Origin of the sequence: uncultured Roseobacter sp., assembly GCF_947496515.1 — a bacterium.
Lineage (GTDB): Bacteria > Pseudomonadota > Alphaproteobacteria > Rhodobacterales > Rhodobacteraceae > Roseobacter.
On record NZ_CANMDB010000010.1, the window covers coordinates 183,094 to 204,760 of the forward strand.

Annotated in this window: 29 protein-coding genes; 7 read left to right on the forward strand and 22 right to left on the reverse strand. The window is 63.3% G+C overall.

Translation table 11 applies throughout. From position 1 onward, the window contains the following. Positions 1-228 precede the first annotated feature (228 nt). The 3 genes from Q1A53_RS17215 to Q1A53_RS17225 are packed head-to-tail and all read left to right on the forward strand — an operon-like array spanning position 229 to position 3,561. Entirely contained in the window at positions 229-1,230 is a 1,002-nt protein-coding gene (locus tag Q1A53_RS17215) for an ABC transporter substrate-binding protein (protein ID WP_299968876.1), read from the forward strand. Positions 1,231-1,255: 25 nt separating this feature from the next. After that, positions 1,256-2,026 (forward strand): ABC transporter ATP-binding protein, encoded by a 771-nt coding sequence (locus Q1A53_RS17220; protein ID WP_299968925.1) that lies wholly within the window; start codon positions 1,256-1,258, stop codon positions 2,024-2,026. Beyond that, complete coding sequence (locus Q1A53_RS17225) at positions 2,023-3,561, forward strand: ABC transporter permease subunit (protein WP_299968877.1); 1,539 nt, start codon at positions 2,023-2,025, stop codon at positions 3,559-3,561. Before Q1A53_RS17220 ends, Q1A53_RS17225 begins: the two co-directional genes overlap by 4 nt. Here the strand turns inward: Q1A53_RS17225 and Q1A53_RS17230 are convergent, their stop codons facing one another. Continuing rightward, on the reverse strand, positions 3,562-4,623 hold the full coding sequence (locus Q1A53_RS17230) for a glycosyltransferase family 4 protein (RefSeq protein ID WP_299968878.1): 1,062 nt from the start codon (positions 4,621-4,623) through the stop codon (positions 3,562-3,564). 110 nt (positions 4,624-4,733) lie between these two features. Here Q1A53_RS17230 and mdoH point away from each other — a divergent pair, with 110 nt between their 5' ends. From mdoH to Q1A53_RS17245, 3 genes are all read left to right on the forward strand, one after another. Beyond that, on the forward strand, positions 4,734-6,554 hold the full coding sequence (gene mdoH, locus Q1A53_RS17235) for a glucans biosynthesis glucosyltransferase MdoH (protein ID WP_299968879.1): 1,821 nt from the start codon (positions 4,734-4,736) through the stop codon (positions 6,552-6,554). 19 nt (positions 6,555-6,573) lie between these two features. Further along, positions 6,574-7,167, forward strand: a complete 594-nt coding sequence (locus Q1A53_RS17240; protein ID WP_299968880.1) for a YceI family protein — start codon at positions 6,574-6,576, stop codon at positions 7,165-7,167. A 276-nt stretch (positions 7,168-7,443) separates the two neighbouring features. Next, on the forward strand, positions 7,444-8,613 hold the full coding sequence (locus Q1A53_RS17245) for a benzoate/H(+) symporter BenE family transporter (RefSeq protein WP_299968881.1): 1,170 nt from the start codon (positions 7,444-7,446) through the stop codon (positions 8,611-8,613). Positions 8,614-8,666: 53 nt separating this feature from the next. Here the strand turns inward: Q1A53_RS17245 and Q1A53_RS17250 are convergent, their stop codons facing one another. Continuing rightward, positions 8,667-9,371 (reverse strand): hypothetical protein, encoded by a 705-nt coding sequence (locus Q1A53_RS17250; protein ID WP_299968882.1) that lies wholly within the window; start codon positions 9,369-9,371, stop codon positions 8,667-8,669. Further along, positions 9,358-9,870 carry a sigma-70 family RNA polymerase sigma factor gene (locus Q1A53_RS17255; RefSeq protein WP_299968883.1) on the reverse strand — a complete coding sequence of 171 codons (513 nt, stop codon included), beginning with the start codon at positions 9,868-9,870 and terminating at the stop codon, positions 9,358-9,360. The genes Q1A53_RS17250 and Q1A53_RS17255 overlap by 14 nt, the downstream gene beginning before the upstream one ends. 80 nt (positions 9,871-9,950) lie before the next feature. On the opposite strand from Q1A53_RS17255, the gene Q1A53_RS17260 reads away from it, so the two are divergent. Continuing rightward, positions 9,951-10,526, forward strand: a complete 576-nt coding sequence (locus Q1A53_RS17260) for a YceI family protein (RefSeq protein ID WP_299968884.1) — start codon at positions 9,951-9,953, stop codon at positions 10,524-10,526. A gap of 135 nt (positions 10,527-10,661) precedes the next feature. On the opposite strand, the gene rplQ is transcribed toward Q1A53_RS17260, so the two are convergent. The 19 genes from rplQ to rpmC form a co-directional block, all read right to left on the reverse strand. Continuing rightward, positions 10,662-11,081, reverse strand: coding sequence for a 50S ribosomal protein L17 (gene rplQ, locus Q1A53_RS17265; protein WP_299968885.1), 420 nt, complete (start codon positions 11,079-11,081; stop codon positions 10,662-10,664). A 131-nt stretch (positions 11,082-11,212) separates the two neighbouring features. Further along, positions 11,213-12,229, reverse strand: a complete 1,017-nt coding sequence (locus Q1A53_RS17270; protein ID WP_299968886.1) for a DNA-directed RNA polymerase subunit alpha — start codon at positions 12,227-12,229, stop codon at positions 11,213-11,215. A gap of 112 nt (positions 12,230-12,341) precedes the next feature. Continuing rightward, a complete protein-coding gene (gene rpsK / locus Q1A53_RS17275; protein WP_299968887.1) occupies positions 12,342-12,731 on the reverse strand; it encodes a 30S ribosomal protein S11 in 390 nt (129 codons plus the stop codon). A gap of 15 nt (positions 12,732-12,746) precedes the next feature. Further along, on the reverse strand, positions 12,747-13,115 hold the full coding sequence (gene rpsM / locus Q1A53_RS17280; protein WP_299968888.1) for a 30S ribosomal protein S13: 369 nt from the start codon (positions 13,113-13,115) through the stop codon (positions 12,747-12,749). 293 nt (positions 13,116-13,408) lie between these two features. After that, positions 13,409-14,005 carry an adenylate kinase gene (locus Q1A53_RS17285; protein ID WP_299968889.1) on the reverse strand — a complete coding sequence of 199 codons (597 nt, stop codon included), beginning with the start codon at positions 14,003-14,005 and terminating at the stop codon, positions 13,409-13,411. Continuing rightward, the gene (gene secY, locus Q1A53_RS17290) at positions 14,002-15,369 is read right to left on the reverse strand and encodes a preprotein translocase subunit SecY (protein ID WP_299968890.1); all 1,368 of its coding nucleotides are present in this window, start codon (positions 15,367-15,369) and stop codon (positions 14,002-14,004) included. Before secY ends, Q1A53_RS17285 begins: the two co-directional genes overlap by 4 nt. A gap of 120 nt (positions 15,370-15,489) precedes the next feature. Then, positions 15,490-15,972: a 50S ribosomal protein L15 gene (gene rplO / locus Q1A53_RS17295; protein ID WP_299968891.1), complete on the reverse strand. Its 483-nt coding sequence runs from the start codon at positions 15,970-15,972 to the stop codon at positions 15,490-15,492. A gap of 158 nt (positions 15,973-16,130) precedes the next feature. Then, positions 16,131-16,898, reverse strand: a complete 768-nt coding sequence (locus Q1A53_RS17300; protein WP_299968892.1) for a winged helix-turn-helix domain-containing protein — start codon at positions 16,896-16,898, stop codon at positions 16,131-16,133. 312 nt (positions 16,899-17,210) lie between these two features. Continuing rightward, positions 17,211-17,399: a 50S ribosomal protein L30 gene (rpmD, locus tag Q1A53_RS17305; RefSeq protein WP_159974568.1), complete on the reverse strand. Its 189-nt coding sequence runs from the start codon at positions 17,397-17,399 to the stop codon at positions 17,211-17,213. 2 nt (positions 17,400-17,401) lie between these two features. Further along, on the reverse strand, positions 17,402-17,977 hold the full coding sequence (rpsE, locus tag Q1A53_RS17310; RefSeq protein WP_299968893.1) for a 30S ribosomal protein S5: 576 nt from the start codon (positions 17,975-17,977) through the stop codon (positions 17,402-17,404). A gap of 99 nt (positions 17,978-18,076) precedes the next feature. Beyond that, complete coding sequence (rplR, locus tag Q1A53_RS17315) at positions 18,077-18,436, reverse strand: 50S ribosomal protein L18 (protein WP_299968894.1); 360 nt, start codon at positions 18,434-18,436, stop codon at positions 18,077-18,079. An 11-nt stretch (positions 18,437-18,447) separates the two neighbouring features. After that, the gene (rplF, locus tag Q1A53_RS17320) at positions 18,448-18,981 is read right to left on the reverse strand and encodes a 50S ribosomal protein L6 (protein ID WP_299968895.1); all 534 of its coding nucleotides are present in this window, start codon (positions 18,979-18,981) and stop codon (positions 18,448-18,450) included. 10 nt (positions 18,982-18,991) lie between these two features. Continuing rightward, complete coding sequence (gene rpsH, locus Q1A53_RS17325) at positions 18,992-19,384, reverse strand: 30S ribosomal protein S8 (protein ID WP_299968896.1); 393 nt, start codon at positions 19,382-19,384, stop codon at positions 18,992-18,994. Positions 19,385-19,397: 13 nt separating this feature from the next. Continuing rightward, positions 19,398-19,703, reverse strand: a complete 306-nt coding sequence (gene rpsN, locus Q1A53_RS17330) for a 30S ribosomal protein S14 (protein ID WP_299968897.1) — start codon at positions 19,701-19,703, stop codon at positions 19,398-19,400. Positions 19,704-19,719: 16 nt separating this feature from the next. Continuing rightward, positions 19,720-20,283, reverse strand: coding sequence for a 50S ribosomal protein L5 (rplE, locus tag Q1A53_RS17335; protein WP_299968898.1), 564 nt, complete (start codon positions 20,281-20,283; stop codon positions 19,720-19,722). Continuing rightward, positions 20,276-20,587 carry a 50S ribosomal protein L24 gene (gene rplX, locus Q1A53_RS17340; protein ID WP_299968899.1) on the reverse strand — a complete coding sequence of 104 codons (312 nt, stop codon included), beginning with the start codon at positions 20,585-20,587 and terminating at the stop codon, positions 20,276-20,278. Before rplX ends, rplE begins: the two co-directional genes overlap by 8 nt. Further along, positions 20,587-20,955: a 50S ribosomal protein L14 gene (rplN, locus tag Q1A53_RS17345; protein ID WP_007427594.1), complete on the reverse strand. Its 369-nt coding sequence runs from the start codon at positions 20,953-20,955 to the stop codon at positions 20,587-20,589. The genes rplX and rplN overlap by 1 nt, the downstream gene beginning before the upstream one ends. A 71-nt stretch (positions 20,956-21,026) precedes the next feature. Further along, the gene (gene rpsQ / locus Q1A53_RS17350; RefSeq protein ID WP_195819740.1) at positions 21,027-21,266 is read right to left on the reverse strand and encodes a 30S ribosomal protein S17; all 240 of its coding nucleotides are present in this window, start codon (positions 21,264-21,266) and stop codon (positions 21,027-21,029) included. Positions 21,267-21,278: 12 nt separating this feature from the next. After that, the gene (gene rpmC, locus Q1A53_RS17355; protein WP_299968900.1) at positions 21,279-21,485 is read right to left on the reverse strand and encodes a 50S ribosomal protein L29; all 207 of its coding nucleotides are present in this window, start codon (positions 21,483-21,485) and stop codon (positions 21,279-21,281) included. Positions 21,486-21,667 lie beyond the last annotated feature (182 nt).

Below are 21,667 nucleotides of genomic sequence, written 5' to 3' on the forward strand. Positions count from 1 at the left end.
CTTGGCCCCCGCGGCACCGCTCATATCCCGAAAAACACCCTCGTTTCATAATCCAAACGGACACCAGCGCCGCTCCCGCCACAGGGCCAGCGGAGGGAGCCTGCCGATCTCCGCGCCGCGCGGCCAAATGCCGCCGCTCACTTTCCCGTTTATACCGATTTTCCACTTCTCAGCGGAGAGGCCGCGTGGTTTTCTTAACCAAACCAAACAATTCGGGTGGATCCATTCATGACGTCTCTTTTCTCCAACACGACTTCCCGCCGCCGGTTTCTTCAGGTCGGCGGGGCAGCCCTGGCCGCCGGAACCCTGCCCGCCTGGCGGGCCGGTGCGGCAGATCCGGTGACCTTTCAGCTGTCCTGGCTGCATTCGGTGCAATTCGGCGGCAGCTATATCGCGGCGGAGCGCGGCTACTGGCAGGAGGAGGGCATCGACGTGAGCCTCGCGCCCGGCGGACCCAACGCACCCGTGGAGCCGCCCGTCGTCACCGGCACAGCGCTCATGGGCATCTCCGCCGCGGACTACACGGCAGCCGCGGTCGAGAATGGCGCGCCTTTCAAGATCCTCGCCGTCGCGATGCAGCGCAACCCCTTCGCCATCTCCTCTCTGCCGGACAATCCGGTGAACACACCCGCGGATCTCGAAGGCAAATCCATCGGTATGGCGACGGCGAATACGCCCGTGCTCAAGGCGCTCTGCGATATGAACGGCGTGGATATGAACGCCATCGAGGTCGTGCCCACGCAGTATGACGGGGCGCCACTTCTGTCGGGTCAGGTGGATTGCCTGCTCTCCTGGTCCACCGATCTGCCCGTTGCGATGGTGATGCAGGGGGCCGAGCCTGCGGTCATGCTGCTGGCGGATCATGGCTACTCCGTCCACTCGCAGACCTACATCGCGACAGAGGACGCCATCGCCAACCGCCGCGCCGATCTTGTGGCCCTGCTCAAGGGTGAGGTGCGCGGCTGGAACGACTACCTTGCCGACACCGATGCCGCAGCCGAGCTGACCGTCGCGCGCTATCCCGATGCGGGACTGGATCTGGCCACGCAGAAGCTGCAGGCCGAACGGCAGGTGCCCTTGATGTTCTCCGATCTGACGGAGGAGAGCGGCTTTGGCTGGTTCACGGACGAGACCGTCGCCGCCAATGTGGAGACGCTGGGCTTGCTGGGCCGCAACGTGACGCCGGATCTCTGGGATCGCTCCATTCTGGAAGAGGTGCATGGGGCCTGAGCCAAGCGCACCCGTGCCAGTAGAGATCCGCCTGACGGGCGTTTCCAAGACCTTCACCGGCGCGCGCGGCCATGTGCCCGTGTTGTCGCCCATGGACCTGACCGTCGCGGGTGGCAGCACCCTCGCGCTGGTCGGTCCCTCGGGTTGCGGGAAATCCACCCTGCTGCGCATCGCCGCCGGGTTGGAGAGCAGCGACACCGGCACCGTGGCCTTGGGCGGGGACAGCCCCGACATCTTGCGCGCACGCGGGGCGCTGGCCGTCGCCTTTCAGGAGGACGCGCTGCTGCCCTGGCGGACGCTGCAGGGCAATGTGGCACTCGGGCGGCGTCTTGCGCGGTTGCCGGGAGATACGGGGCTGGTCCGGGATCTGATCGCCCGCGTGGGGCTCGCCGGGTTCGAAGGGCACCGGCCCGGCGCGCTCTCGGGGGGGATGCGCCAGCGCGCCGCCATCGCGCGCTGTCTTGCAACGGGCCCGCAGGTGCTGCTGCTGGATGAGCCTTTCGGTGCGGTGGACGAGTTGACGCGGCGACGGCTCAACCTAGATCTGCCGCCACTCTGGCAGCAGACCAACGCCACGGTGCTGATGGTCACGCACTCGGTCTCGGAGGCCGTGCTGCTCTCCGATAGGGTGGTGGTGCTGTCCAACCGCCCTGCTTCCGTCGTTGCGGACATTAGCGTGGCGCTCGACCGTCCCCGAACGGCGAAGATGCTCAGCACAGCCGACTTCCGCAGTACGATTGCCCGGGTCGAACAGGCGCTGGCACAGGCGGAGACAAGCGCGCTGGCCGCGCAATGATCGCCCTGCGCGCAGGCTTGGTCCTTGCGGGATTTCTGCTCGTCTGGGAAGGGGCCGCAGCAGCACTCGATGGTCGGTTCCTGCTGGCAGGCCCGCGCGATATCCTCGCCTACGGCCAGACCCACGCCGCCTTGCTGGGGCGCGCGCTGGCAGAGACATCGCGCGCGGCGGCCCTCGGTTATCTCTGGGGCAATCTCGCGGCCCTCGCACTCGCCGCCATCGCGTTGCTGATGCCGATGTCAGAGCGGCTCGTCCGCACGCTGGCGCTGGTGGTGTTCTGCCTGCCCCTGGTCGCGACCGGACCCATCCTTCGCGTACTCTACGGCCCGGGCGCCGGGCCGCAAATCACCCTCTCCGCGCTGAGCGTTTTCTACACGACCCTCATTCCGTTGTTGGCGGGGCTGCGGGCGACGCCACGGGTCTGGCTCGATCTGGTGGCGAGCTACGGCCGCGGACGGTGGAGCGCGCTGACCAACGTCAGAGCCATGGCCGCCACGCCCTACCTCGTCGCGGGTCTGCAGATCGCGGCCCCTGCGGCCTTTCTGGGGGCCATGATCGGCGAGTTCACCGGGGCGGAGCGCGGCATGGGTGTGCTCACCCTGCGTGCCATGCGCAGCATTGATGTGGACGCGACCTGGACCCTCGCCACCCTGGCAGCCGCCGTCTCGATGTTGGCCTATGCGGCGGCAGGACAACTCGGGCGGCTCTTGTGGCCCGGCGCGCCGCCGGTGCTGCTCGTGGCGCCCGCGGCACCGAGATCCGCGCCGCTCTGGCAGCGCGCGCTGCAGCCGCTGGCGATGGCGGGGATCACACTGGCGCTCTGGCACGGGGTGATGGCCGCGTTTGACCTCAACCGGTTCTTTGCCAAACGCCCCGCGGATGTATGGCAGTTCCTGACCACCCGCGAGGACGCGCGCGACACCCTGCTGAGCGCGCTGGCGGAGACCGCATCAACCGTCGGCCCCGGTTACCTCGCCGGGCTGGCCGCGGGCGCGGGGCTCGCCGGGCTCTGCGTGCTGCTGCCGCGCGCCGCGGCTGTCGTGCTGCCCGTCGCCGTCACCTTGCGCGCGGTCCCCATCGTGACAACCGCACCGCTGATCGTGCTGGCGGCAGGGCGGGGCGCAGGCGGGCTGGTGGCGATCGTCGCCGTGATGATCTTCTTCCCGACGCTGATCGCCTGTCTGCACGGGCTGCAACGGGTGCCAGCGGCCATCGTCGGCGTCTTCGACAGCTACGCCGCGGGCCGCTGGCGAATGCTGCTGGATGCGCGGATCCCTTCGGCCCTGCCCGCCTTCTTCGCCTCCGCCCGCATGGCGGTGCCTGCCGCGGTGCTTGCCGTGACGGTGGCGGAGTGGCTGGCCACGGGCACCGGCACCGGCAACCTGATGGCGCTGGCCGCCTCCACATCGGATTACAACATGCTGTGGAGTGCGGTCGCCGCCCTCACGCTGCTGGCGGTTGCGGGTCACGCGCTGGTCGCCTGGGCGGAGGTTGCGGTCTTTGCCCGCTATGCGCCGGAGCAACTGGTGCGCTGATCACAGGCGCGACAGTACCGCCGCCACCGTCGCCGCGGTATCGTCCCACAAGGGCTGCGCCCGGCCATGTCGCGCGGCAGCCTTGGCCAGCGCTGCGGCATGACCCGCATCGCTGAGCACCGCCCGCAAGGCGGCGGCGAAGGCATCCGCGTCCCCCGGCGGCACCAGATGGCCCGCGTCTTCCGGGACGGTGTCAGGCACGGCCCCCGCCCGGCAGGTCACGATGGGCAGCCCGTAGGACAGCGCCTCGGCAAAGACCATGCCGTAGCCCTCATAATGCGTCGGCAGCGCAAAGAGGCTGGCCTGTGCGTAGTGCGCTGCCAGTGCCTCGGGCGGGACAGCCCCGGTAAAGCTGACGCGCGCACCGAGGCCGAGAGCCCCGACCTGAGCGCGCAGGCGCTCCGCATAGGCGGTGTCCGCCGTGCCGCCGACGAGCCGCGCGTGCCAGGGCAGATCCACCAGCTGCGCAAGCGCCGCCAGCAGCACATCCTGACCCTTGCGCGGCACCAACTGACCCACGCAGAGGATCTCCGGCGGGTCCGCAGGCGGGCCCTGCCGCGCGACGGGTGGATGAATACCGGGGCGCGCGATGGTGATCCGCTCCGCCGCGATGTCAAAATCAGAGGTCAGCACCGCTGCCGTGTGCGGGCTGGGCACCACCACATGCGCAGCGCGCGCCAGATTGGCCCGCTCGACCGCGACCAGATGGGCGGCCCGCGCGGGTGGCAAGCCGGTCTCATATCCCAGCGGATGATGGGTGATCGCCACAAAAGGCGCCCGCAGCGCGCGCAACCGCTCAGGCGGCATCGACCCGGGCAGGAACCCGTCGAGCAGCACGGGATCGTCAGGCGGCAAAGCGGCCAGCGCTGCCTCCGTCACGCTGAGATCAGCCTCTGTCGGGTCGGGGAAACTGCCGGGCAAGGCCAGATGATCCACCTCCCATCCGGCGCGGCGCAAGCCCATCAACACCTGCTTTTCGTAGATGTAGCCGCCCGTCAGCGCGTTCAGATCGCCCGGCACCGCAAAGGTTGCCCGCATCCTCACCACCGGCACCCCATCCATCGGAGGGTTTCCGCCGAAACAGCGACTGTAATGATTAAAAACGGAAAAGTCATTGGACCTCAAAAGTTAACGCGCCAATTTTGTCCGGCAGTAAACGCAGGATAGTCCAAGTGTCTCAACAAGTATCTGACCGCAGCGCGGCCGACCCCACCACATCTCCCCCCGCACAACTGCACCCCGACCGCCACCGGCGCACCGCGGAACGCGCCCGCCTTGTGGTAAGGCGACGGCTGGTGCTGGCCCTGAACCTTCTGACAATCGCAGCCTTGACTGCGGGCATGGTCGCGATCTTGTCGACGGGTGGATGGGTCTGGACGGAAACGGTGATGCTGGTGGCCTACATGGTCACGCTGCCATGGCTGTCCATCGGGCTCTGGAACAGCCTGATCGGCTTCGCGCTGGACCGAAGATACGGCGAAGCCGCTGCCAGCTATGTCACGCCCGCGCTGGACCGTGTGAGGCCGGACGCGCCGGTCACCACACGCACGGCCATCGTGATGCCCTTGCGCAATGAAGACCCGCAAGCCTCGCTGACCCGGTTGCGCGCAGTGCAACAGGAGCTGGCGCGCACGCCCTGGTCCGCGTTCTTCGAGTTCCACGTGCTCAGCGATACGGACCGCCCCGCGATTGCACTGCGCGAGGAAACCGGCATCGCCGCCTGGCGCAAGCAGGTACCGGGCGTGCAGCTCAGCTACCATCGCCGGGACAAGAACACCGGGTACAAAGCCGGGAACATCGCGGAGTTTCTGGACCGGCACGGGGCGCGGTACGATTTCTTTCTGCCACTGGATGCGGACAGCGTGATGGACGCCGAGACCGTGCTGCGCATGGTCCGCGTGATGCAGGCAGCGCCGGAGATCGGCATCCTGCAAAGCCTTGTCACCGGGCTGCCCGCACGCACGCTTTTCACCCGCGCGTTTCAGTTCGGGATGCGCCACGGGATGCGCGCCTACACGCTGGGCTCGGCCTGGTGGCAGGGCGATTGCGGACCCAACTGGGGCCATAACGTGCTGATCCGCACCGCCCCCTTTCACGAACACTGCATGCTGCCGACCCTGCCCGGGCGCGGCCCGCTGTCAGGCGATATCCTCAGCCACGATCAGGTGGAGGCGACGCTGATGCGCCGCGCGGGCTATGAGGTCCGCGTCATTGCCGAGGAAACCGGCAGCCACGAGGAAAACCCCCCGAGCCTCGCGGATTTCATCCGGCGGGAGCTGCGCTGGTGTAATGGCAATATGCAGTACCTGCATCTGCTGCGCACGCCCGGTCTCAAGCCGGTCAGCCGGATCCAGCTTTACCTCGCCATTCAGATGTATCTGGCCGCCCCCGCCTGGATGCTGTTCATCGGTATGGGCGCGCTGCTGGCGGCGCAGCCTGCGCAGATCGAGGGGGTGCCGCTCTGGGTTGGCCTCGCCTTCTTCGGGCTGCTGATGACCCTCAACCTGATGCCCAAGCTGATGGGGCTCGCGCAGATCCTCGCCTCATCAGAGCGGGCGGAAGCCTACGGGGGTCGCGCCCGCGTCGCGGTCAGCGGTCTGGCGGAAATCCTGCTGTCCATGCTGACGGCCCCGATTGTCGCCTTTGGCCTGACGCTCTTCACCATCGGGCTGCTCATGGGCAAACGGGTGGGATGGGATGCGCAGCAACGCAGCCGCGCGCGGCTGGGTTGGGGCGAGGCGGCACGGGTCTTGTGGCCGCAGACCCTTGTCGGGCTGGGGCTGCTGGTCTGGCTCGGCCTCCATGCCCCCTGGGCGGTGGCCTTCGGCGCGCCGGTTCTGCTGGCGCTCATCGCGGCGATCCCCATTGCGGTGCTGACCACCTTGCCCAGATTGAGCGCCGCCAGCATCAACAACGGCCTTTTCGATGTGCCGGAAGAACGGCATGCTGGCAGTCAGGACCCCAAATTCACCCTGCACGTAGATATCGCCTGACCTGAGAGGATTTTACCCCATGCCATTGATCCGACCGCGCGCTGCCGCCCTCGCCATGACTGCCGCCCTTGCCCTGCCTACCGCCGCACTGGCCGACAGCGCCACCTACACTATTGACCCCGATCACCAGTGGGTCGGCTTTTCGATCATGCACGCAGGCTATGCCAACACCCTCGGCCGCTTTGCCGAGGTGCAGGGCAGCTTTGTCTACGACGAAGAGACCCAGACGTTGTCAGATGTGTCGGTGAGCATCGGTACGGCCAGCGTTCAGACCTTCCATGAGGCGCGCGATACCCACGTCAAATCCGACGATTTCCTCGCAGCCGAGGCCCATCCGCAGATCACCTTCACCGCTGACAGCGGCACGGCCACATCCGAGACCACGGGCACCGTCACGGGTGATCTGACGATCCGCGGCGTGACGCAGCCGGTGACGCTCGACGTGACGATGAACCAGCTGGCCGACTACCCGTGCTGCCACGGCAAGGAGACCATCGGCATCTCTGCCACCACCACCATCCTGCGCAGCGACTTCGGCAGCACCTATGCCCTCCCGGTCTTCGTGGGCGACGAAGTGGACATCGTGCTGGAGTTCGAAGCGATCCGGGAGTGAGGCCAGCCCGGTGAGGCGCCACCCGTGACCATCTGCCACTGACCTGCCCGCAAGGCGCAGCCACCGGTGCGCCAGATCATCCGTGCCGTCACGGCGCGTGCCCGTCCGCCACCCGTCAACCACACACGCGGCACCCTTCCCGGTACAGTCAGTGCCACTCCAAGCGAGGGGAGGCCGGGCCCAGACGCGGTCCAACCGGACACCCTGTCTGCTCTGGTAGAGCGGCGTTCATTCTGCCAAGAGGGATCCGACACAGAACAAGACCAACCGCCGCCCATGATCCGCGACATCTCCCTCCCCGCCATCTACATGGGCGTGCTCGCTGCCTTTGTGGGGTATGCGGCCTCCTTTGCCATCGTCCTGGCAGGGCTGACCGCCGTGGGGGCCTCGGATACCCAGGCCGCCACGGGGTTGTTCTTTGCGACGCTCGGCATGGGTCTCTGCAGCATCTGGTTGCCCGCGGTGACCCGGATCCCCGCGGCGGTGGCATGGTCGACCCCGGGGGCGGCTTTCCTGGCTGCCACTGCCGTCTTGCCCGGTGGTTTCAGCGAAGCCGTGGGCGCGATGATCCTGTGTGCCGCGCTGATCATCCTGACGGGCTTCGTGCCGGTGCTCGGCCGTCTGGTCGCGGCAATCCCGAAACCCATTGCCAATGCCTTGCTGGCGGGGGTGCTGCTGAAACTCTGCCTGGCGCCCGCCATGGCACTCGGGAGCATCCCGCTATTGGTCCTGCCGGTTCTTGGCGCGTGGCTGATCGGGCTCAGCTGGAACAGACTGGCTGCCATGCCCTTTGCGGTCATCGCCTTTCTGGCGGTGCTGGGGGTTGTCATCGAGCCCTCCGCCCAGCCAACCGAAGGTCCTCAGCGCTGGCTACCCGCCTTTGCCGCCATCCTGCCGACCTTCACCGCCCAGTCCTTTGTGTCCGTCTCCCTGCCCCTCTATCTGGTGACCATGGCAGGTCAGAACATCCCGGGGTTCACCGTGCTGGAGCTGAACAACTACACGGTCAACCGCCAGCCAATGCTGCAGAAAACCGGTCTTGTCAGCCTTGCCTTTGCACCTTTCGGATCCATCCCGGTCAACATGTCGGCCATCACCGCCGCGATGATGGCAGGGGAGGACGCAGGGGCGAACCCCGCGACGCGCTACTGGGCCGCGATCACCTCCGGCGTTGTCTACGTGGCGTTGGCCTTTGCCGCGGCACTTGTCACATCGCTGGCCCGGCTGGCGCCCGTGGATCTGATCACGGCGGTGGCCGGGCTGGCGCTGATACCGGCACTGGTCGGCGCCATCTCTGCCGCCTTCAGCGACCCGGTGCAGAAGGAGGCGCCCGCGCTGACATTTCTTGTCGCAGCCAGCGGCATGACGCTTTTGGGTATCAGCGGTGCCTTCTGGGGTGTGGTGCTGGGCGTGATCGTCTGGACGTCCAAATCTCTCAGGACTTAAGCCGCGAAGAGCCGCCCGGAACCACAAGGATACCTGCGTCCAAGGCGAGAGCCCTAGACGCGGGGCTGCAACACCTTTGCCCAGCCATGCAATTCCTGCTGTGACACCGGTCCGACAAGCAGGAACCCGTGCGTCGCGGAGCCCCAGCTGACGGTGTTGAGCCCGGAGAACGCCGCCTGCGTGAACCCTGCCTCCGACCCACCGGCCATGAGGCAGAGTGCTATGGGTCGCCCCTGCGCATCGGCAAACACGATTTGACCCAAGGGCGCCCCCTCAAACCCCAAAAGCTGGGCCCTCAACAGATCCAGCCCCTCGATATCCGAGAGGGCATCAACCCCGAACCCGGTCGATAGGGCCTGATTGAGGGCGGCAAACTGTTCGGCCAGTCCCGCCTCCGTCGGCTCGATCATGGCAATCGTCTGGGGCGTGTAGAGAACCTGATACGCGCTGACCTGACGGTGCCATGCCTCCCCGGGCGGCGGCAGAAAACTCCAGATCATCACAGCCGCGGCGCCGATGCTGGCGGCGACAGCGCAGACCCTCCACAGACCGGTGCGTGCAGGGGGCATAATGCGCGCACTGTCCGGCACCGCGATCCGGGCAAAGGCATCCTGCACGATTGGCGCTGCCGGATCGGCGGCCATCAGACGGCGTGCCAGCGTCTCGTCACGCTCCAAATCGCGCAGAAGCGCCTTGGCCCGTTCCGGGTCAAGCGTTCCTTCGTGAAAGGCCGTCAGCTCCGCGTCATCGTACTTCATGTCTGAGATCCTTCGCATTGCTCCAGGTCAGCAGCTTGCTCCGCGCAGCGGCAAGGCGGCTCATCACGGTCCCGATGGGCACGCCGAGGATTTTTGCAGCCTCCGCATAGGTAAAACCCGAGACATACACCAGCGCGACAGTCTCGCGCTGCGCCTCGGGCAAACTCATTACCTTGGTAAACACCTCCCGGGCGAATAAATTCGTTTCGGCTTGCGAAAAAACCTGCATGATATCGGCGTCATCGGTCAGCGAGATGGCCGCCCGGTCGCGCACCGCCCGCGCGCGGACCTCGTTCAGCCAGATGGACCGGCAAATGGTGATGCACCAGGCCTCCACCGACCCCGTCTTGAATTGTGCTATCCGCTCCAGCGCGCGCAGCATCGTGCTTTGCGCCAGATCCTCTGCGATGTCGCGCCGTCCGGTCATCGCAAGCGCGAACCGCCAGACCGCCGGATGGGCACCGGCGATGGCGATCTGGATTTTTTTTCTGCCGTGCATCGAATAAAATCCGTGGCTGCCGTGTTTGCCTCTCAATGACAGACGCCCGTCTGCCATATCAGAAATCAGGGAGACCTTTCATGAAATTCACGGCACTGGCTACTCTAATCGCCTGCGGGATCGCGGCACACGCCCATGCGGGCAACTGGACACTCGACGGTGATGCCTCGCATCTGGCCTTTGGTTCCATCAAGAACGACTACACCGCAGAGGTCCACAGCTTTGCCGGGTTGAGCGGTCAGGCCACGGACGAGGCCGTGTCGGTCACCATCGACCTGTCTACCGTTCAGACAAACATCGACATCCGCGACGAACGTATGCAGGAACACGTCTTCGCCGGGCTTGTCACGGCAGAGCTGAGCGCGGCGATTGATCTGGCGCAGTTCGACGCGCTGGCCGCGGGCGAGAGTGCCACGACCGAGTTCGATGGCACCCTCTCCTTTCTGGGCGAGGACGTCTCCGTCTACACCAATGTGGTGGTGTTCCGCCTGGGCGACGACAGCGTGATGGTCACCACGAATGACATGGTGTTCCTGGCCACGGATGAGCTGGGCATCGACAGCGGCATCGACACGCTGCAGGAGCTCGCCTCGCTCGACGGGATCACGCGGGCAACACCGGTCACCGCGCGTCTGGTTTTCACGCGCGAGGACTGACACCGCACCCCCTCAGGCGCGAGTGTTGCCGCCGGTGCGAGATCCGGCAGCCCCCAGATGAGACGGGACCCTGCGGCGCCCACAAAAAAGCCCCCGCCGATGGCGAGGGCCGTGGTGCGTGTCGGACAGGCGGGGTTATGCCTCGGCGGCATCCTCTTCGGCCAGGCGCGCCTTGTCGGCGGCGCCCTTGGCATCGCGGTCGCGGTCCACGAATTCGATGATCGCCATGGGCGCCATATCCCCGTAGCGGAAGCCCGCTTTCAGAACGCGTACGTAGCCGCCCTGACGGTCCTTGTAGCGCGGCCCCAGCACGTCAAAGAGCTTGGTGACATACTGGTCCTGCTTCAGCTTGGCAGCCGCCTGACGGCGCGCGTGCAGGTCGCCGCGTTTGGCCAGCGTGATCATCTTTTCGATGATCGGGCGCAGTTCCTTGGCTTTCGGCAGCGTTGTCTTGATCTGCTCATGTTCGATGAGCGAGCCCGCCATGTTGGCCCAGAGCGCCTTGCGGTGCTCATGTGTGCGGTTCAGGCGGCGGTATCCACGTGCGTGACGCATTTTCTATCTCCTAACGGTGCCCTCTACGGGCGGTTTTGCTTTGTCTGACCGGGTGATGCGTGTCACCCGGTTCTCCTTGGGGCACGCTGGCCCGGATCGTCCCCGCACAGAGCGGGCATGCTGAAGACCCCTTAGAAGGAATCTTCAAATTTCTTGGCCAGATCCTCGATGTTGTCCGGCGGCCAGTCCTCGACATCCATCCCAAGATGCAGACCCATGCCCGACAGCACTTCCTTGATCTCGTTCAGGGACTTACGGCCAAAGTTCGGCGTGCGCAGCATCTCTGCCTCGGTCTTCTGAATGAGATCGCCGATATAGACGATGTTGTCGTTCTTCAGACAGTTGGCCGACCGCACCGACAGCTCCAACTCATCCACTTTCTTCAGCAGCAGCGGGTTGAACTCCAGACCATCGTCCTCATCCGCGCGGGAGGCGGATTCAGGCTCGTCAAAGTTGACGAAGATGCCCAGCTGGTCCTGCAGAATACGCGCGGCAAAGGCCACCGCGTCATCCGGCGTGATCGAGCCGTCCGTGTCCACCTTCATGGTCAGCTTGTCATAATCCAGCACCTGGCCCTCGCGGGTGGGCTGCACATCGTAGCTGACCTTTTTGACCGGCGAATAGATCGCGTCGATCGGGATCAGACCGATGGGCGCATCCTCGGGCTTGTTCTTCTCCGCGGAGACGTAGCCTTTGCCCTGGTTGACGGTGAGTTCCATGTAGAGATCCGCACCATCGTCGAGGTGACAGATCACGTGATCGCGGTTCAGCACTTCGATGCCCGCGCTCTCCGAGATGTCACCGGCGGTCACAACACCCGGACCCTTGGCCGAGATCGACAGCCGCTTGGGTCCTTCGACCTCCATGCGGATGCTCACACCCTTGAGGTTCAGGATCACATCCGTGACGTCCTCGCGCACACCGGCGACGGAGGAAAACTCATGTAGTACGTTGTCGATCTGCACCGATGTGATGGCCGCACCCTGCAGCGAGCTCATCAGCACGCGGCGCAGGGCGTTGCCCATGGTCAGACCAAAGCCGCGCTCCAGCGGTTCGGCTGTCACGGTCGCCTGACGCGCCGGATCGTTGCCCGGCTTGACGTCCAGCTGCTGCGGTTTAATCAGTTCTGCCCAATTCTTGTGGATCATGCGTCCCTCCATCCTTGTCTAGGCCTCATGTCCAAATGGCCAAGACTCTCGAGGTTTCAAAAAGCGAACGGGGGCCGCGCAGACACGCGCAACCCCGCAAACTATCCGACCCTTAAACGCGGCGGCGCTTGGGTGGGCGGCAGCCATTGTGCGCCATCGGCGTCACATCCCGGATCGACGTGATGTTGAAGCCTGCCGCCGCCAGAGCGCGCAGCGCGCTTTCACGGCCGGACCCGGGGCCCTGCACTTCAACCTCGAGCGTCTTGACGCCATGTTCCTGCGCTTTGCGCCCTGCATCCTCTGCGGCCATCTGCGCAGCGTAGGGTGTGGATTTGCGCGAGCCCTTGAAGCCCATGGTGCCAGCGGACGACCAGGAGATCGCGTTGCCCTGCACATCGGAAATCAGGATCTTGGTGTTGTTGAAGGAGCTGTTCACATGCGCCACACCGGCGGCGATGTTCTTGGAGACCTTCTTTTTCGTGCGGGTTCTGTCACGTGCCATCTGTCAGACCCTCCCTTATTTCTTCTTGCCGGCAATGGCCTTCGCGGGGCCTTTGCGGGTGCGTGCGTTGGTGTGGGTCCGCTGGCCGCGTACGGGCAGGTTCCGGCGATGGCGCAGGCCACGGTAGCAGCCAAGGTCCATCAGACGCTTGATGTTCATCTGCGTGTCGCGACGCAGGTCACCTTCGACGGTGTAGTTTGCGTCGATGTGCTCGCGGACCGACAGGACCTCGGCGTCGCTGAGTTCGTTGATCCGGCGGGTCGGGTCGATACCAACCGCTTCGCAGATCGCGCGCGCGGAGGAGTTGCCGATACCGGTGATATAAGTGAGGGCGATTGGAACCCGCTTTGCAGTCGGGATGTTTACGCCGGCAATACGTGCCACGTGTCGTCTTCCTTTCGTTGCGGGTCCGTAGTGCCAGACCCTTTTTTCACAACTCACAGAGCGCTATGCGTGCCCGGTGTCTTGCATGGAGAAACCCGAGGCTTTTGACGGCGTCGGGCATATGATGCTCAGGTAATCTCGCGCTGCGGGACAGACCCGCCGTGCGACTTGATTCGACTTAGAGATAGCGCGTGTTATGGGCTTTTTCCCATGGCGTCAACCCGGCGCTCCCCCCGCGCGGAGACAGGTGCCAAAGATGCCGAGACAGCGCGCCGAAACCGCTCTTTCGTGGCTCAGGTATTGGCCGTTGACGAGCCGTCCAGCGCGATGGCGATCTCGTCCTGAACCGCGTCGATGCTGCCCAGACCATCCACCCGGGTCAGCTTGCCCTTGGCATAGTAGTAGCCCACCAGAGGCGAGGTTTGCTTGTAGTAGGCGATGAGCCGGGTCTTGAGACTTTCTGCATTGTCATCTTCCCGCACCGGCTGACCGGCGGCGGCAGCCTCTTGCGCGCGGCCAACGATGCGGTCGATCAGCACGTTTTCGTCCACTTGCAGCTCAATCACCCGGTCGAGCGACTGACCCTCGTAGGCCAGCAGTTCCGCCAAGGCATCAGCCTGAGGCAAGGTCCGGGGGAAGCCATCGAAGATGAACCCACCCTCTGCACCCGCTGCGAGCTTTTCACGAATGAGCCCGATCACGATATCGTCCGTGACCAGCGCGCCGCGCGCCATCACATCGGCCACGACCTTGCCCATCTCGGTGCCGCTGCTCTTGGCCTCGCGGAGCATGTCTCCGGTGCTCAGCTGCACCATGCCGCGCGTCTCGACGAGGTGACGCGCCTGCGTCCCCTTTCCGGCCCCCGGAGGCCCCAGCAGTATGATATTCATCGGCGGACAGGGCTCCGTTTCTTGCGTGGTTTTCCGCCGGACTTGCCGCGCAGCTGCGACTTCTCAAGCAGGCCTTCGTATTGATGCGCCAGCAGATGGCTTTGCACTTGCTGGATCGTGTCCATGGTGACCGAAACAACGATCAGAACGGAAGTACCACCAAAGTAGAAGGGGATGGCGAACTGACCGCGCAGGATCTCGGGCAGCAGACACACCGCCGCGAGGTAGCCGGAGCCCAGCACCAACACACGGTTGACCACATATTCCAGGTATTCCGACGTCTTCTTGCCGGGCCGGATGCCGGGAACAAAGCCGTTCTGGTTCTTGAGATTATCCGCCACGTCATCGGGTTTGAAGCTGACGTTGAACGTATAGAAATAGGCAAAGAACACGATCATCAGCGTGAAGAACGCCAGATAGAGCGGCTGCCCGGGGCCAAAGTTGGCCAGCAGCCAGGACATGATCGGGTTGGTCGAATTGCCCGAGAACGTGCTGATCGTCACCGGCAGCAGCAGCAGCGAAGACGCGAAGATCGCCGGGATCACACCCGCGGGGTTCACCTTGACCGGCAGGTGGCTGGAGCCGCCATCGTAGACCTTCATCCCCACCTGACGGCGCGGGTACTGGATGTGGATCTTGCGCAGCGCCCGCTCCATGAAGACCACGAACATGATGGTGGCGATCACCATCACGATCACACCGATGATCACCGCCGGGCTGATCGCGCCGGAGCGACCGGAGGCAAAGAACTGCGCCATGGCCGCGGGCACTTCGGCGATAATACCCACAAAGATGATCAGCGAGATGCCGTTGCCGATGCCACGTGCGGTGATCTGCTCGCCCAGCCACATCAGGAACATGGTGCCGCCCACCAGCGTGATCACGCAGGACGCGCGGAAGAACATCCCCGGGTCGGTGACGATATCGCCCGCCTCCAGACTGACGGCCAGCCCGTAGGCCTGCACCGTGGCCAGGAACACGGTGCCGTAGCGGGTGTACTGGTTGATCTTCTTGCGCCCCTGCTCGCCCTCTTTCTTGAGCTGTTCGAGCTTGGGCACCATCGAGGTCAGCAGCTGCACGATGATCGAGGCCGAGATATAGGGCATGATCCCGAGCGCAAAGATCCCCATCCGGCCCAGAGCACCCCCGGTGAACATGGAGACCATGCCGCCGATGCCCTGACCCGCCTGCTCCATGAACTCGCGCAGCGCCACACCGTCGATGCCCGGCACCGGGATGAAGGTGCCCAGCCGGTAGACGATCAGCAGGCCCAGCGTGAACAGGATACGGTTGCGAAGATCGGTTGCCTTACCCAGTGCGGACCAGCTGGTGTTGGCAGCCATGTTCTCGACAGCAGATACCATTGATGTGGCTCTCTCTATACAGATGCGCCGCCCAAGCCGGTGGAGGCGGGCGGCGCGTCAAAAAACTCCAAGGGCATATGTAAGCGGCGCGTGGCCTGCCCACAAGCCTGAACTGGGCGCTTACGCCTCTGACGATTCCGCGACCGGTGCGGAGACACTCAGCGAGCCGCCCGCTTTTTCCACCGCTTCCACGGCGGATTTGGACGCGCCTGTCACGGTCAGGTCAAGCTTGGCCGTCACCTCGCCCTTGGCGAGAACACGGATCCCGTCGCGCTTGCGCCGCACCAGACCGCTGGCGATCAGCACGTCTTCGGTGATGGCGGATTTCGCGTCGATCTTGCCTGCGTCGATGAATTTCTGGATCAGGCCGAGGTTGACAACCGCGTATTGCTTGCGGTTTGGCTTGTTGAAGCCACGCTTGGGCAGGCGCTGGTAGAGCGGCATCTGCCCGCCTTCGTAGCCATTGATCGCCACACCGGAGCGGGACTTCTGACCCTTGATCCCGCGGCCACCCATCTTACCGGTGCCGGAGCCGGGACCACGGCCCACGCGCTTGCGCTTCTTGGCGGCACCATCGTTGTCGGAAAGTTCATTCAGTTTCATTGTCGCTTCTCCTTTTGCCGGATGTACCCCCCAGCGACGGGAGCGGGCAACCACGGCGTTTCGATTCTGATCACCGATTTGGTGATCGTGGGCGTATAGACGGGCTTGCAGGATGGATCAAGCGCTTGTTTCGGCGGTTCGAACTCGGGCACCGGCGATCAACCACTGAACGAATAACCGCCTCCATAGCGGGTCTCGACAGGCAGCTCGGTCAACAGCTTGGATGAAGACTTCTTTCTCAACCTAGAAACTATGTTGTCGACTGCACGGTCATTTTTTGAGGGCAGGTCCCTCCCGAAAATTGTTCTGTACAATTGGGCGCGCGTACAAGTCTTTGGCGACTTCGACAAAACCTCCCTCAGCAGTATCGTTTCAGCTTCTGTCAGCCTTATTCTATGACCAGTAGAATTTTCGAGAGTCGCCGCGTCGAGATCTAGACGAAGTTCACCAAAACGAGAAAATTGGGTGCGAAAGGGGAAAAGCCTCCTGACCAGCGACTTAATACTCGAACAAAAGACAGGCTGAGATACACCCTTTCGTAGATAAAGGTCAGCCCCGAGACTGAGACCAGTAACTTCATCTTCCGCCGTCAATCTCTCAGCGGTCAAAACCACGGTGCCAACTTCCGGCGCATTCTGTTGAATCCACGAAACCAGCCTAAACCCCTCCCCTTCCTCATCAACGTTCTGCTCCAGACCGGTTGCCCGCAACTGTTCCTTTAACAACGCGATTTTCGAAGACGGCAAGAAATTTGCGTCAATCACGGCAACATCAAAGTCGCCCGCCTCAATCAGCTTCTTTGCGTCCGCGCTTGACGAACATGCTGAAACACTGGCCCCATCAGCTTCAAGTGCGGTCATGTAGATCTGGATTTCATCCAATATGTCATCAACGAATAGGACTCTGGTGCGCGAACTAAGCTGCATTTGTTAGTCCTTGGAGTGCGGCCAATTCTTCGTGATTGCAGTAATAGCTCCGACTGAAAGAGAGCCAATTGCCATTGCGTAGGGAACAGTAATGCCGAGTGCCGCAGACAGCAGTATGCTAGATGCACCTATAACGACGACGCACAATACTAGAAAGACTATACTGTTCATGGGACTGCTCCTACTCTCAAAAATGTATCACTTGCTGATAAGATTACACGACAAAGGTTAATTACCCATAAACTGCTCGCACGAACGAAAAGCGCCCCGCAGTCTCCTGCAGGGCGTCCAAAAATTCATCTTCAAAGCAGATTAATCGCGCTCTTCCACGATCTCCACCATATGCGGAATGCTGTTGATCATACCTCGCACGGAAGGCGTATCTTCCAGCTCACGGGTTTTGTGCATCTTGTTCAGGCCCAGCCCGATCAGCGTTGCGCGCTGTTTGGCGGGGCGGCGGATCGGGGAGCCGATCTGCTTGATTACAATCGTCTTGGCCATGCTCACGCCTCCTCAGCCACTTGCGCGGAGGACTCGGTGCTGTCTTCGCGCTTGGGCAGGATGTCGGCCACCTTCTTGCCACGACGCTGCGCGACCGACCGGGGGCTTTGTTCCTTGCGCAGACCGTCCATGGTCGCGCGGATCATGTTGTAGGGGTTCTGCGAGCCGATGGATTTGGACACCACGTCCTTGACACCCAGCATCTCGAAGACAGCCCGCATCGGACCACCGGCGATGATCCCGGTCCCTTCAGGAGCCGTGCGCATCACCACTTTGCCCGCGCCGTGACGGCCGTGCATGTCGTGGTGCAGCGTGCGCCCTTCGCGCAGCTGCACGCGGATCATCTGGCGCTTGGCCTGCTCGGTGGCCTTGCGGATCGCCTCGGGCACCTCTTTGGCCTTGCCCTTGCCGAAGCCCACACGGCCCTTCTGGTCGCCCACGACGACGAGGGCTGCAAAGCCGAAACGCTTGCCACCCTTGACGGTCTTGGAAACCCGGTTGATCGCGACCAGACGGTCCGCGAATTCGGGCGCTTCATCGCGATCACGACGGCCGCCCCGTTGATTGTCTCTGGCCATGCAGGCCTCCTTTGATGTGGGCCGCGCGGGCCCGGTACACTCAATCCTGGTGGGCGCGGGGCCCCCGGATCATCGGGAGGGCCAAAAGGCCCCCCACGCTTAGATTTTCAGACCACCCTCGCGGGCGGCATCGGCCACGGCCTTGACCTTCCCGTGAAAGAGGAAACCACCGCGGTCGAAATAGGCTTCTTCGACACCGGCCTTCTTGGCCCGCTCGGCAATCGCCGCGCCCACCTTGGTGGCCGCGTCGATGTTGTTCTTGCCGACCACGCCCAGGTCCTTCTCCAGCGTCGAGGCGGAGGCCAGTGTGCGGCCTGCCACATCGTCGATCAGCTGCACGCTGATGTTCTTGCTGGAGCGGTGGACGGACAGGCGCACGCGGCCCGCGTTCACCTTGCGCAGTTTGTTCCGAACGCGCAGGCGGCGCTTCAAGAACAGGTCTCTTTTGCTGTTTGCCATTTTTGCGTTCCTTACTTCTTCTTGCCTTCTTTGCGGAAGATGAACTCGCCCTTGTAGCGGATCCCTTTGCCCTTGTAGGGCTCGGGCTTGCGCCACTGGCGGATGTTCGCGGCAACCTGACCAACAAGCTGTTCGTCAATGCCTTCCACAATGATTTCGGTCTGCTTGGGCGCGGTGACGGTCACCCCGTCCGGTGCGGTGTAATCCACATCGTGGCTGAGGCCGAGGTTCAGTTTCAGGGTGTTGCCCTGCATCTGCGCCCGGTAGCCCACACCCTGGATCTCCAGCTCTTTCTTGAAGCCTTCGGTGACACCTGTGACGCAGTTCTGCACCTGCGTGCGGGACATGCCCCACTGCTGCCGCGCGCGTTTGGATTTGCCGCGCGGCGTGATGGTGATCACATTGTCCTCGACCGCGATGGTCACATCGTCCGTCGCGCGGAACGAGCGGGTACCCTTGGGACCCTTCACCTCAACGGTCTGGCCGCTGACCGATGCGCTCACACCCGAGGGCAGATCGACCGGTTTTTTACCAATACGAGACATCATGCCCTCCTTAGAATACGGTGCAGAGCACTTCGCCGCCGACATTGGCGCTGCGTGCAGCCTGGTCCGACATCACACCCTTGGGGGTGGAGACAATCGACACGCCCAAGCCCTGACGGACAACGGGGATGTCATTGACGCCCATGTAGACGCGGCGACCGGGTTTGGAGACCCGCTTGAGCTCGCGAATGACAGGTTCGCCCTCGTAGTACTTGAGGCTGATCTCGATGGCGGGGTGGCCGTCGGCGCCCGTCATCTTTTCGTAGCCGCGGATGTAGCCTTCGTCGGCCAGCACATCCAGCACCCAGGCCCGCAACTTGGACGCGGGCGTGACCACGGTGGATTTGCCGCGCAACTGGCTGTTCCGGATACGGGTCAGCATGTCTGCGATAGGATCGTTCATTGCCTAGCCCTCCTTACCAGCTCGACTTGACCATGCCGGGGATCTGGCCTTGTGAGCCCAGGTCCCGCAGCGCGATCCGCGAAATTTTCAGTTTACGATAGTACGCGTGCGGACGACCCGTCAGCTGGCAGCGGTTGTGCAAGCGCACAGCGGAGGAATTCCGCGGCAGCTTCGCCAGCTTCAGGGAGGCGCGGAAACGCTCTTCCATCGGCTTTTCCTGGTCGTTCACGATTGCCTTGAGCTCCGCGCGCTTGGCGGCGTATTTCTTGACCAGACGTTCGCGCTTCTTCTCGCGCTCGATCATTGATTTCTTAGCCATATCAAATCCCTCCCGATCAGCTGTTGAAAGGCATGTTGAAATGCTTCAACAGGCTCTTTGCTTCAGCGTCGGTTGCCGCCGTGGTGGCGATCACAATGTCCATTCCCCAGTTCTCGTCGATCTTGTCGAAGTTGATCTCGGGGAACACCAGATGCTCCTTCAGGCCCATGGCATAGTTGCCACGGCCGTCAAAGCTCTTGCCGGACACGCCGCGGAAGTCGCGGATGCGTGGCATGGCGATGGTGATCAGACGGTCCAGAAATTCATACATGCGGTCCGCGCGCAGGGTCACCTTGGCCCCCAGCGGCATGTCCTCACGTACCCGGAAACCCGCGATGGATTTCTTGGCGGTGGTGGTCAGCGCCTTCTGGCCCGCGATCAGCGTCAGATCTTCGACGGCTGACTTGGCTTTCTTGCTGTCACGCACGGCCTCGGCACCGCAGCCGATGTTCAGGACGATCTTGTCCAGACGCGGGATCTGCATGTCGTTCTTGTAGCCGAACTCTTCCTTCATCGCGGGACGGATCGTCTCGCGGTAGGCGGCTTTCAGACGCGGGGTGTAATTTGCACTATCAAGCATCAATCACGTCTCCCGTGGTCTTGGCAAAACGCACTTTCTTGTCGCCGTCCATCTTGAAGCCGACGCGCGTGGCTTTGCCGTTGGCATCCACGTAGGCCAGATTGCTCAGGTCAATCGGCATCGCCTTGGGGATGCGACCGCCTTGCGTTGTCTGGCTTTGCTTGGTGGCACGGATCGCCATATTGATCCCGTCCACGACGGCCTTGCCGGTCTTGGGGCTGACGAGGGAAATGGTCCCGGTCTTGCCCTTGTCCTTGCCGGCCAGCACGATGACCTTGTCACCTTTTTTGAGCTTAGCAGCCATCACAGCACCTCCGGCGCGAGCGAGATGATCTTCATGAAGTTTTTCGCGCGCAGCTCGCGCACCACCGGCCCAAAGATACGGGTGCCGACAGGTTCGCCTGCGTTGTTGAGGATGACGGCGGCGTTGCGGTCAAAGCGGATCGCGGTGCCGTCTTCGCGACGGACTTCCTTGGCGGTGCGCACGACAACGGCCTTGCGCACGTCGCCTTTCTTCACACGGCCGCGGGGGATGGCTTCCTTGACCGACACGACGATGATGTCGCCGACGGATGCGTATTTACGCTTGGAACCACCCAGGACCTTGATGCACTGAACACGGCGCGCGCCGCTGTTGTCAGCAACATCCAGGTTGGTCTGCATCTGGATCATTGGTTGTCTCCCGACCTTTGGGGGGCCGATGCGTGGCCGTATCCCCAGGGTTTCGAATTAATAGGAGCGCTTTAGGCCTCTGCGGCTTCCAGCACTTCCCAGCGTTTGGTTTTAGACTTGGGCGCACATTCGATGATGCGAACCGAGTCCCCTACCTTGAAGGTATTCTTCTCATCGTGTGCCCGGTATTTCTTGGACTTACGAATGGTCTTTTTCAGAACCGGGTGCGTAAAGCGGCGCTCCACGCTGACGGTGACGGTCTGGGCATTGGCATCGGAGGTCACGACGCCGGACAGAATACGCTTTGGCATGGGTGCTCTCCTTTACTCGGATGCGGCAGCGGCGGCTGCCTTCTGGTTCAACACGGTCTTGACGCGGGCCGCATTGCGGCGCGCTGTGCGCAGCTGCGAGGCATTCTCCAGCTGGCCTGTGGCCTGCTGAAAGCGCAGGTTGAACTGTTCTTTCTTGAGATTGGCCAGCTCCTCGCGCAGCTGATCCGGGGTCTTGTCGTGCAATTCCTTGGCGTTCATCGCCCTTTTCCTTTCAACATCACGGGCGGGCCCGTCGCGCACCATATCGGCACACTGGGTCACCCTGATTCCCGTGGAGTTCATGATGAAAGGGCCGTATAGGCTCAACCCGCGCCCATCGCAACCCCTTTTCCCGGCGCCACACAGCAGGGGTGTGCCCACCCGCATGTCGCGCAACACAA

Coding starts and splice junctions, on each gene's coding strand:
- rplQ (WP_299968885.1), bottom strand. CDS start 11,081: ATGCGTCACGCACGTGGATACCGCCGCCTGAACCGCACACATGAGCAC.
- rpsK (WP_299968887.1), bottom strand. CDS start 12,731: ATGGCACGTGACAGAACCCGCACGAAAAAGAAGGTCTCCAAGAACATC.
- rpsE (WP_299968893.1), bottom strand. CDS start 17,977: ATGGCCAGAGACAATCAACGGGGCGGCCGTCGTGATCGCGATGAAGCG.
- Q1A53_RS17230 (WP_299968878.1), bottom strand. CDS start 4,623: ATGGATGGGGTGCCGGTGGTGAGGATGCGGGCAACCTTTGCGGTGCCG.
- rpmC (WP_299968900.1), bottom strand. CDS start 21,485: ATGAACGCCAAGGAATTGCACGACAAGACCCCGGATCAGCTGCGCGAG.
- rpsQ (WP_195819740.1), bottom strand. CDS start 21,266: ATGCCAAAGCGTATTCTGTCCGGCGTCGTGACCTCCGATGCCAATGCC.
- Q1A53_RS17285 (WP_299968889.1), bottom strand. CDS start 14,005: ATGAATATCATACTGCTGGGGCCTCCGGGGGCCGGAAAGGGGACGCAG.
- rplX (WP_299968899.1), bottom strand. CDS start 20,587: ATGGCTGCTAAGCTCAAAAAAGGTGACAAGGTCATCGTGCTGGCCGGC.
- rplE (WP_299968898.1), bottom strand. CDS start 20,283: ATGCTTGATAGTGCAAATTACACCCCGCGTCTGAAAGCCGCCTACCGC.
- secY (WP_299968890.1), bottom strand. CDS start 15,369: ATGGTATCTGCTGTCGAGAACATGGCTGCCAACACCAGCTGGTCCGCA.
- rplN (WP_007427594.1), bottom strand. CDS start 20,955: ATGATCCAGATGCAGACCAACCTGGATGTTGCTGACAACAGCGGCGCG.
- rplR (WP_299968894.1), bottom strand. CDS start 18,436: ATGGCAAACAGCAAAAGAGACCTGTTCTTGAAGCGCCGCCTGCGCGTT.
- Q1A53_RS17270 (WP_299968886.1), bottom strand. CDS start 12,229: ATGATCCACAAGAATTGGGCAGAACTGATTAAACCGCAGCAGCTGGAC.
- Q1A53_RS17255 (WP_299968883.1), bottom strand. CDS start 9,870: ATGCACGGCAGAAAAAAAATCCAGATCGCCATCGCCGGTGCCCATCCG.
- Q1A53_RS17300 (WP_299968892.1), bottom strand. CDS start 16,898: ATGCAGCTTAGTTCGCGCACCAGAGTCCTATTCGTTGATGACATATTG.
- Q1A53_RS17225 (WP_299968877.1), top strand. CDS start 2,023: ATGATCGCCCTGCGCGCAGGCTTGGTCCTTGCGGGATTTCTGCTCGTC.
- Q1A53_RS17250 (WP_299968882.1), bottom strand. CDS start 9,371: ATGAAGTACGATGACGCGGAGCTGACGGCCTTTCACGAAGGAACGCTT.
- rplO (WP_299968891.1), bottom strand. CDS start 15,972: ATGAAACTGAATGAACTTTCCGACAACGATGGTGCCGCCAAGAAGCGC.
- Q1A53_RS17260 (WP_299968884.1), top strand. CDS start 9,951: ATGAAATTCACGGCACTGGCTACTCTAATCGCCTGCGGGATCGCGGCA.
- rplF (WP_299968895.1), bottom strand. CDS start 18,981: ATGTCTCGTATTGGTAAAAAACCGGTCGATCTGCCCTCGGGTGTGAGC.
- Q1A53_RS17240 (WP_299968880.1), top strand. CDS start 6,574: ATGCCATTGATCCGACCGCGCGCTGCCGCCCTCGCCATGACTGCCGCC.
- Q1A53_RS17215 (WP_299968876.1), top strand. CDS start 229: ATGACGTCTCTTTTCTCCAACACGACTTCCCGCCGCCGGTTTCTTCAG.
- rpsN (WP_299968897.1), bottom strand. CDS start 19,703: ATGGCTAAGAAATCAATGATCGAGCGCGAGAAGAAGCGCGAACGTCTG.
- rpsH (WP_299968896.1), bottom strand. CDS start 19,384: ATGAACGATCCTATCGCAGACATGCTGACCCGTATCCGGAACAGCCAG.
- rpmD (WP_159974568.1), bottom strand. CDS start 17,399: ATGGCCAAGACGATTGTAATCAAGCAGATCGGCTCCCCGATCCGCCGC.
- Q1A53_RS17245 (WP_299968881.1), top strand. CDS start 7,444: ATGATCCGCGACATCTCCCTCCCCGCCATCTACATGGGCGTGCTCGCT.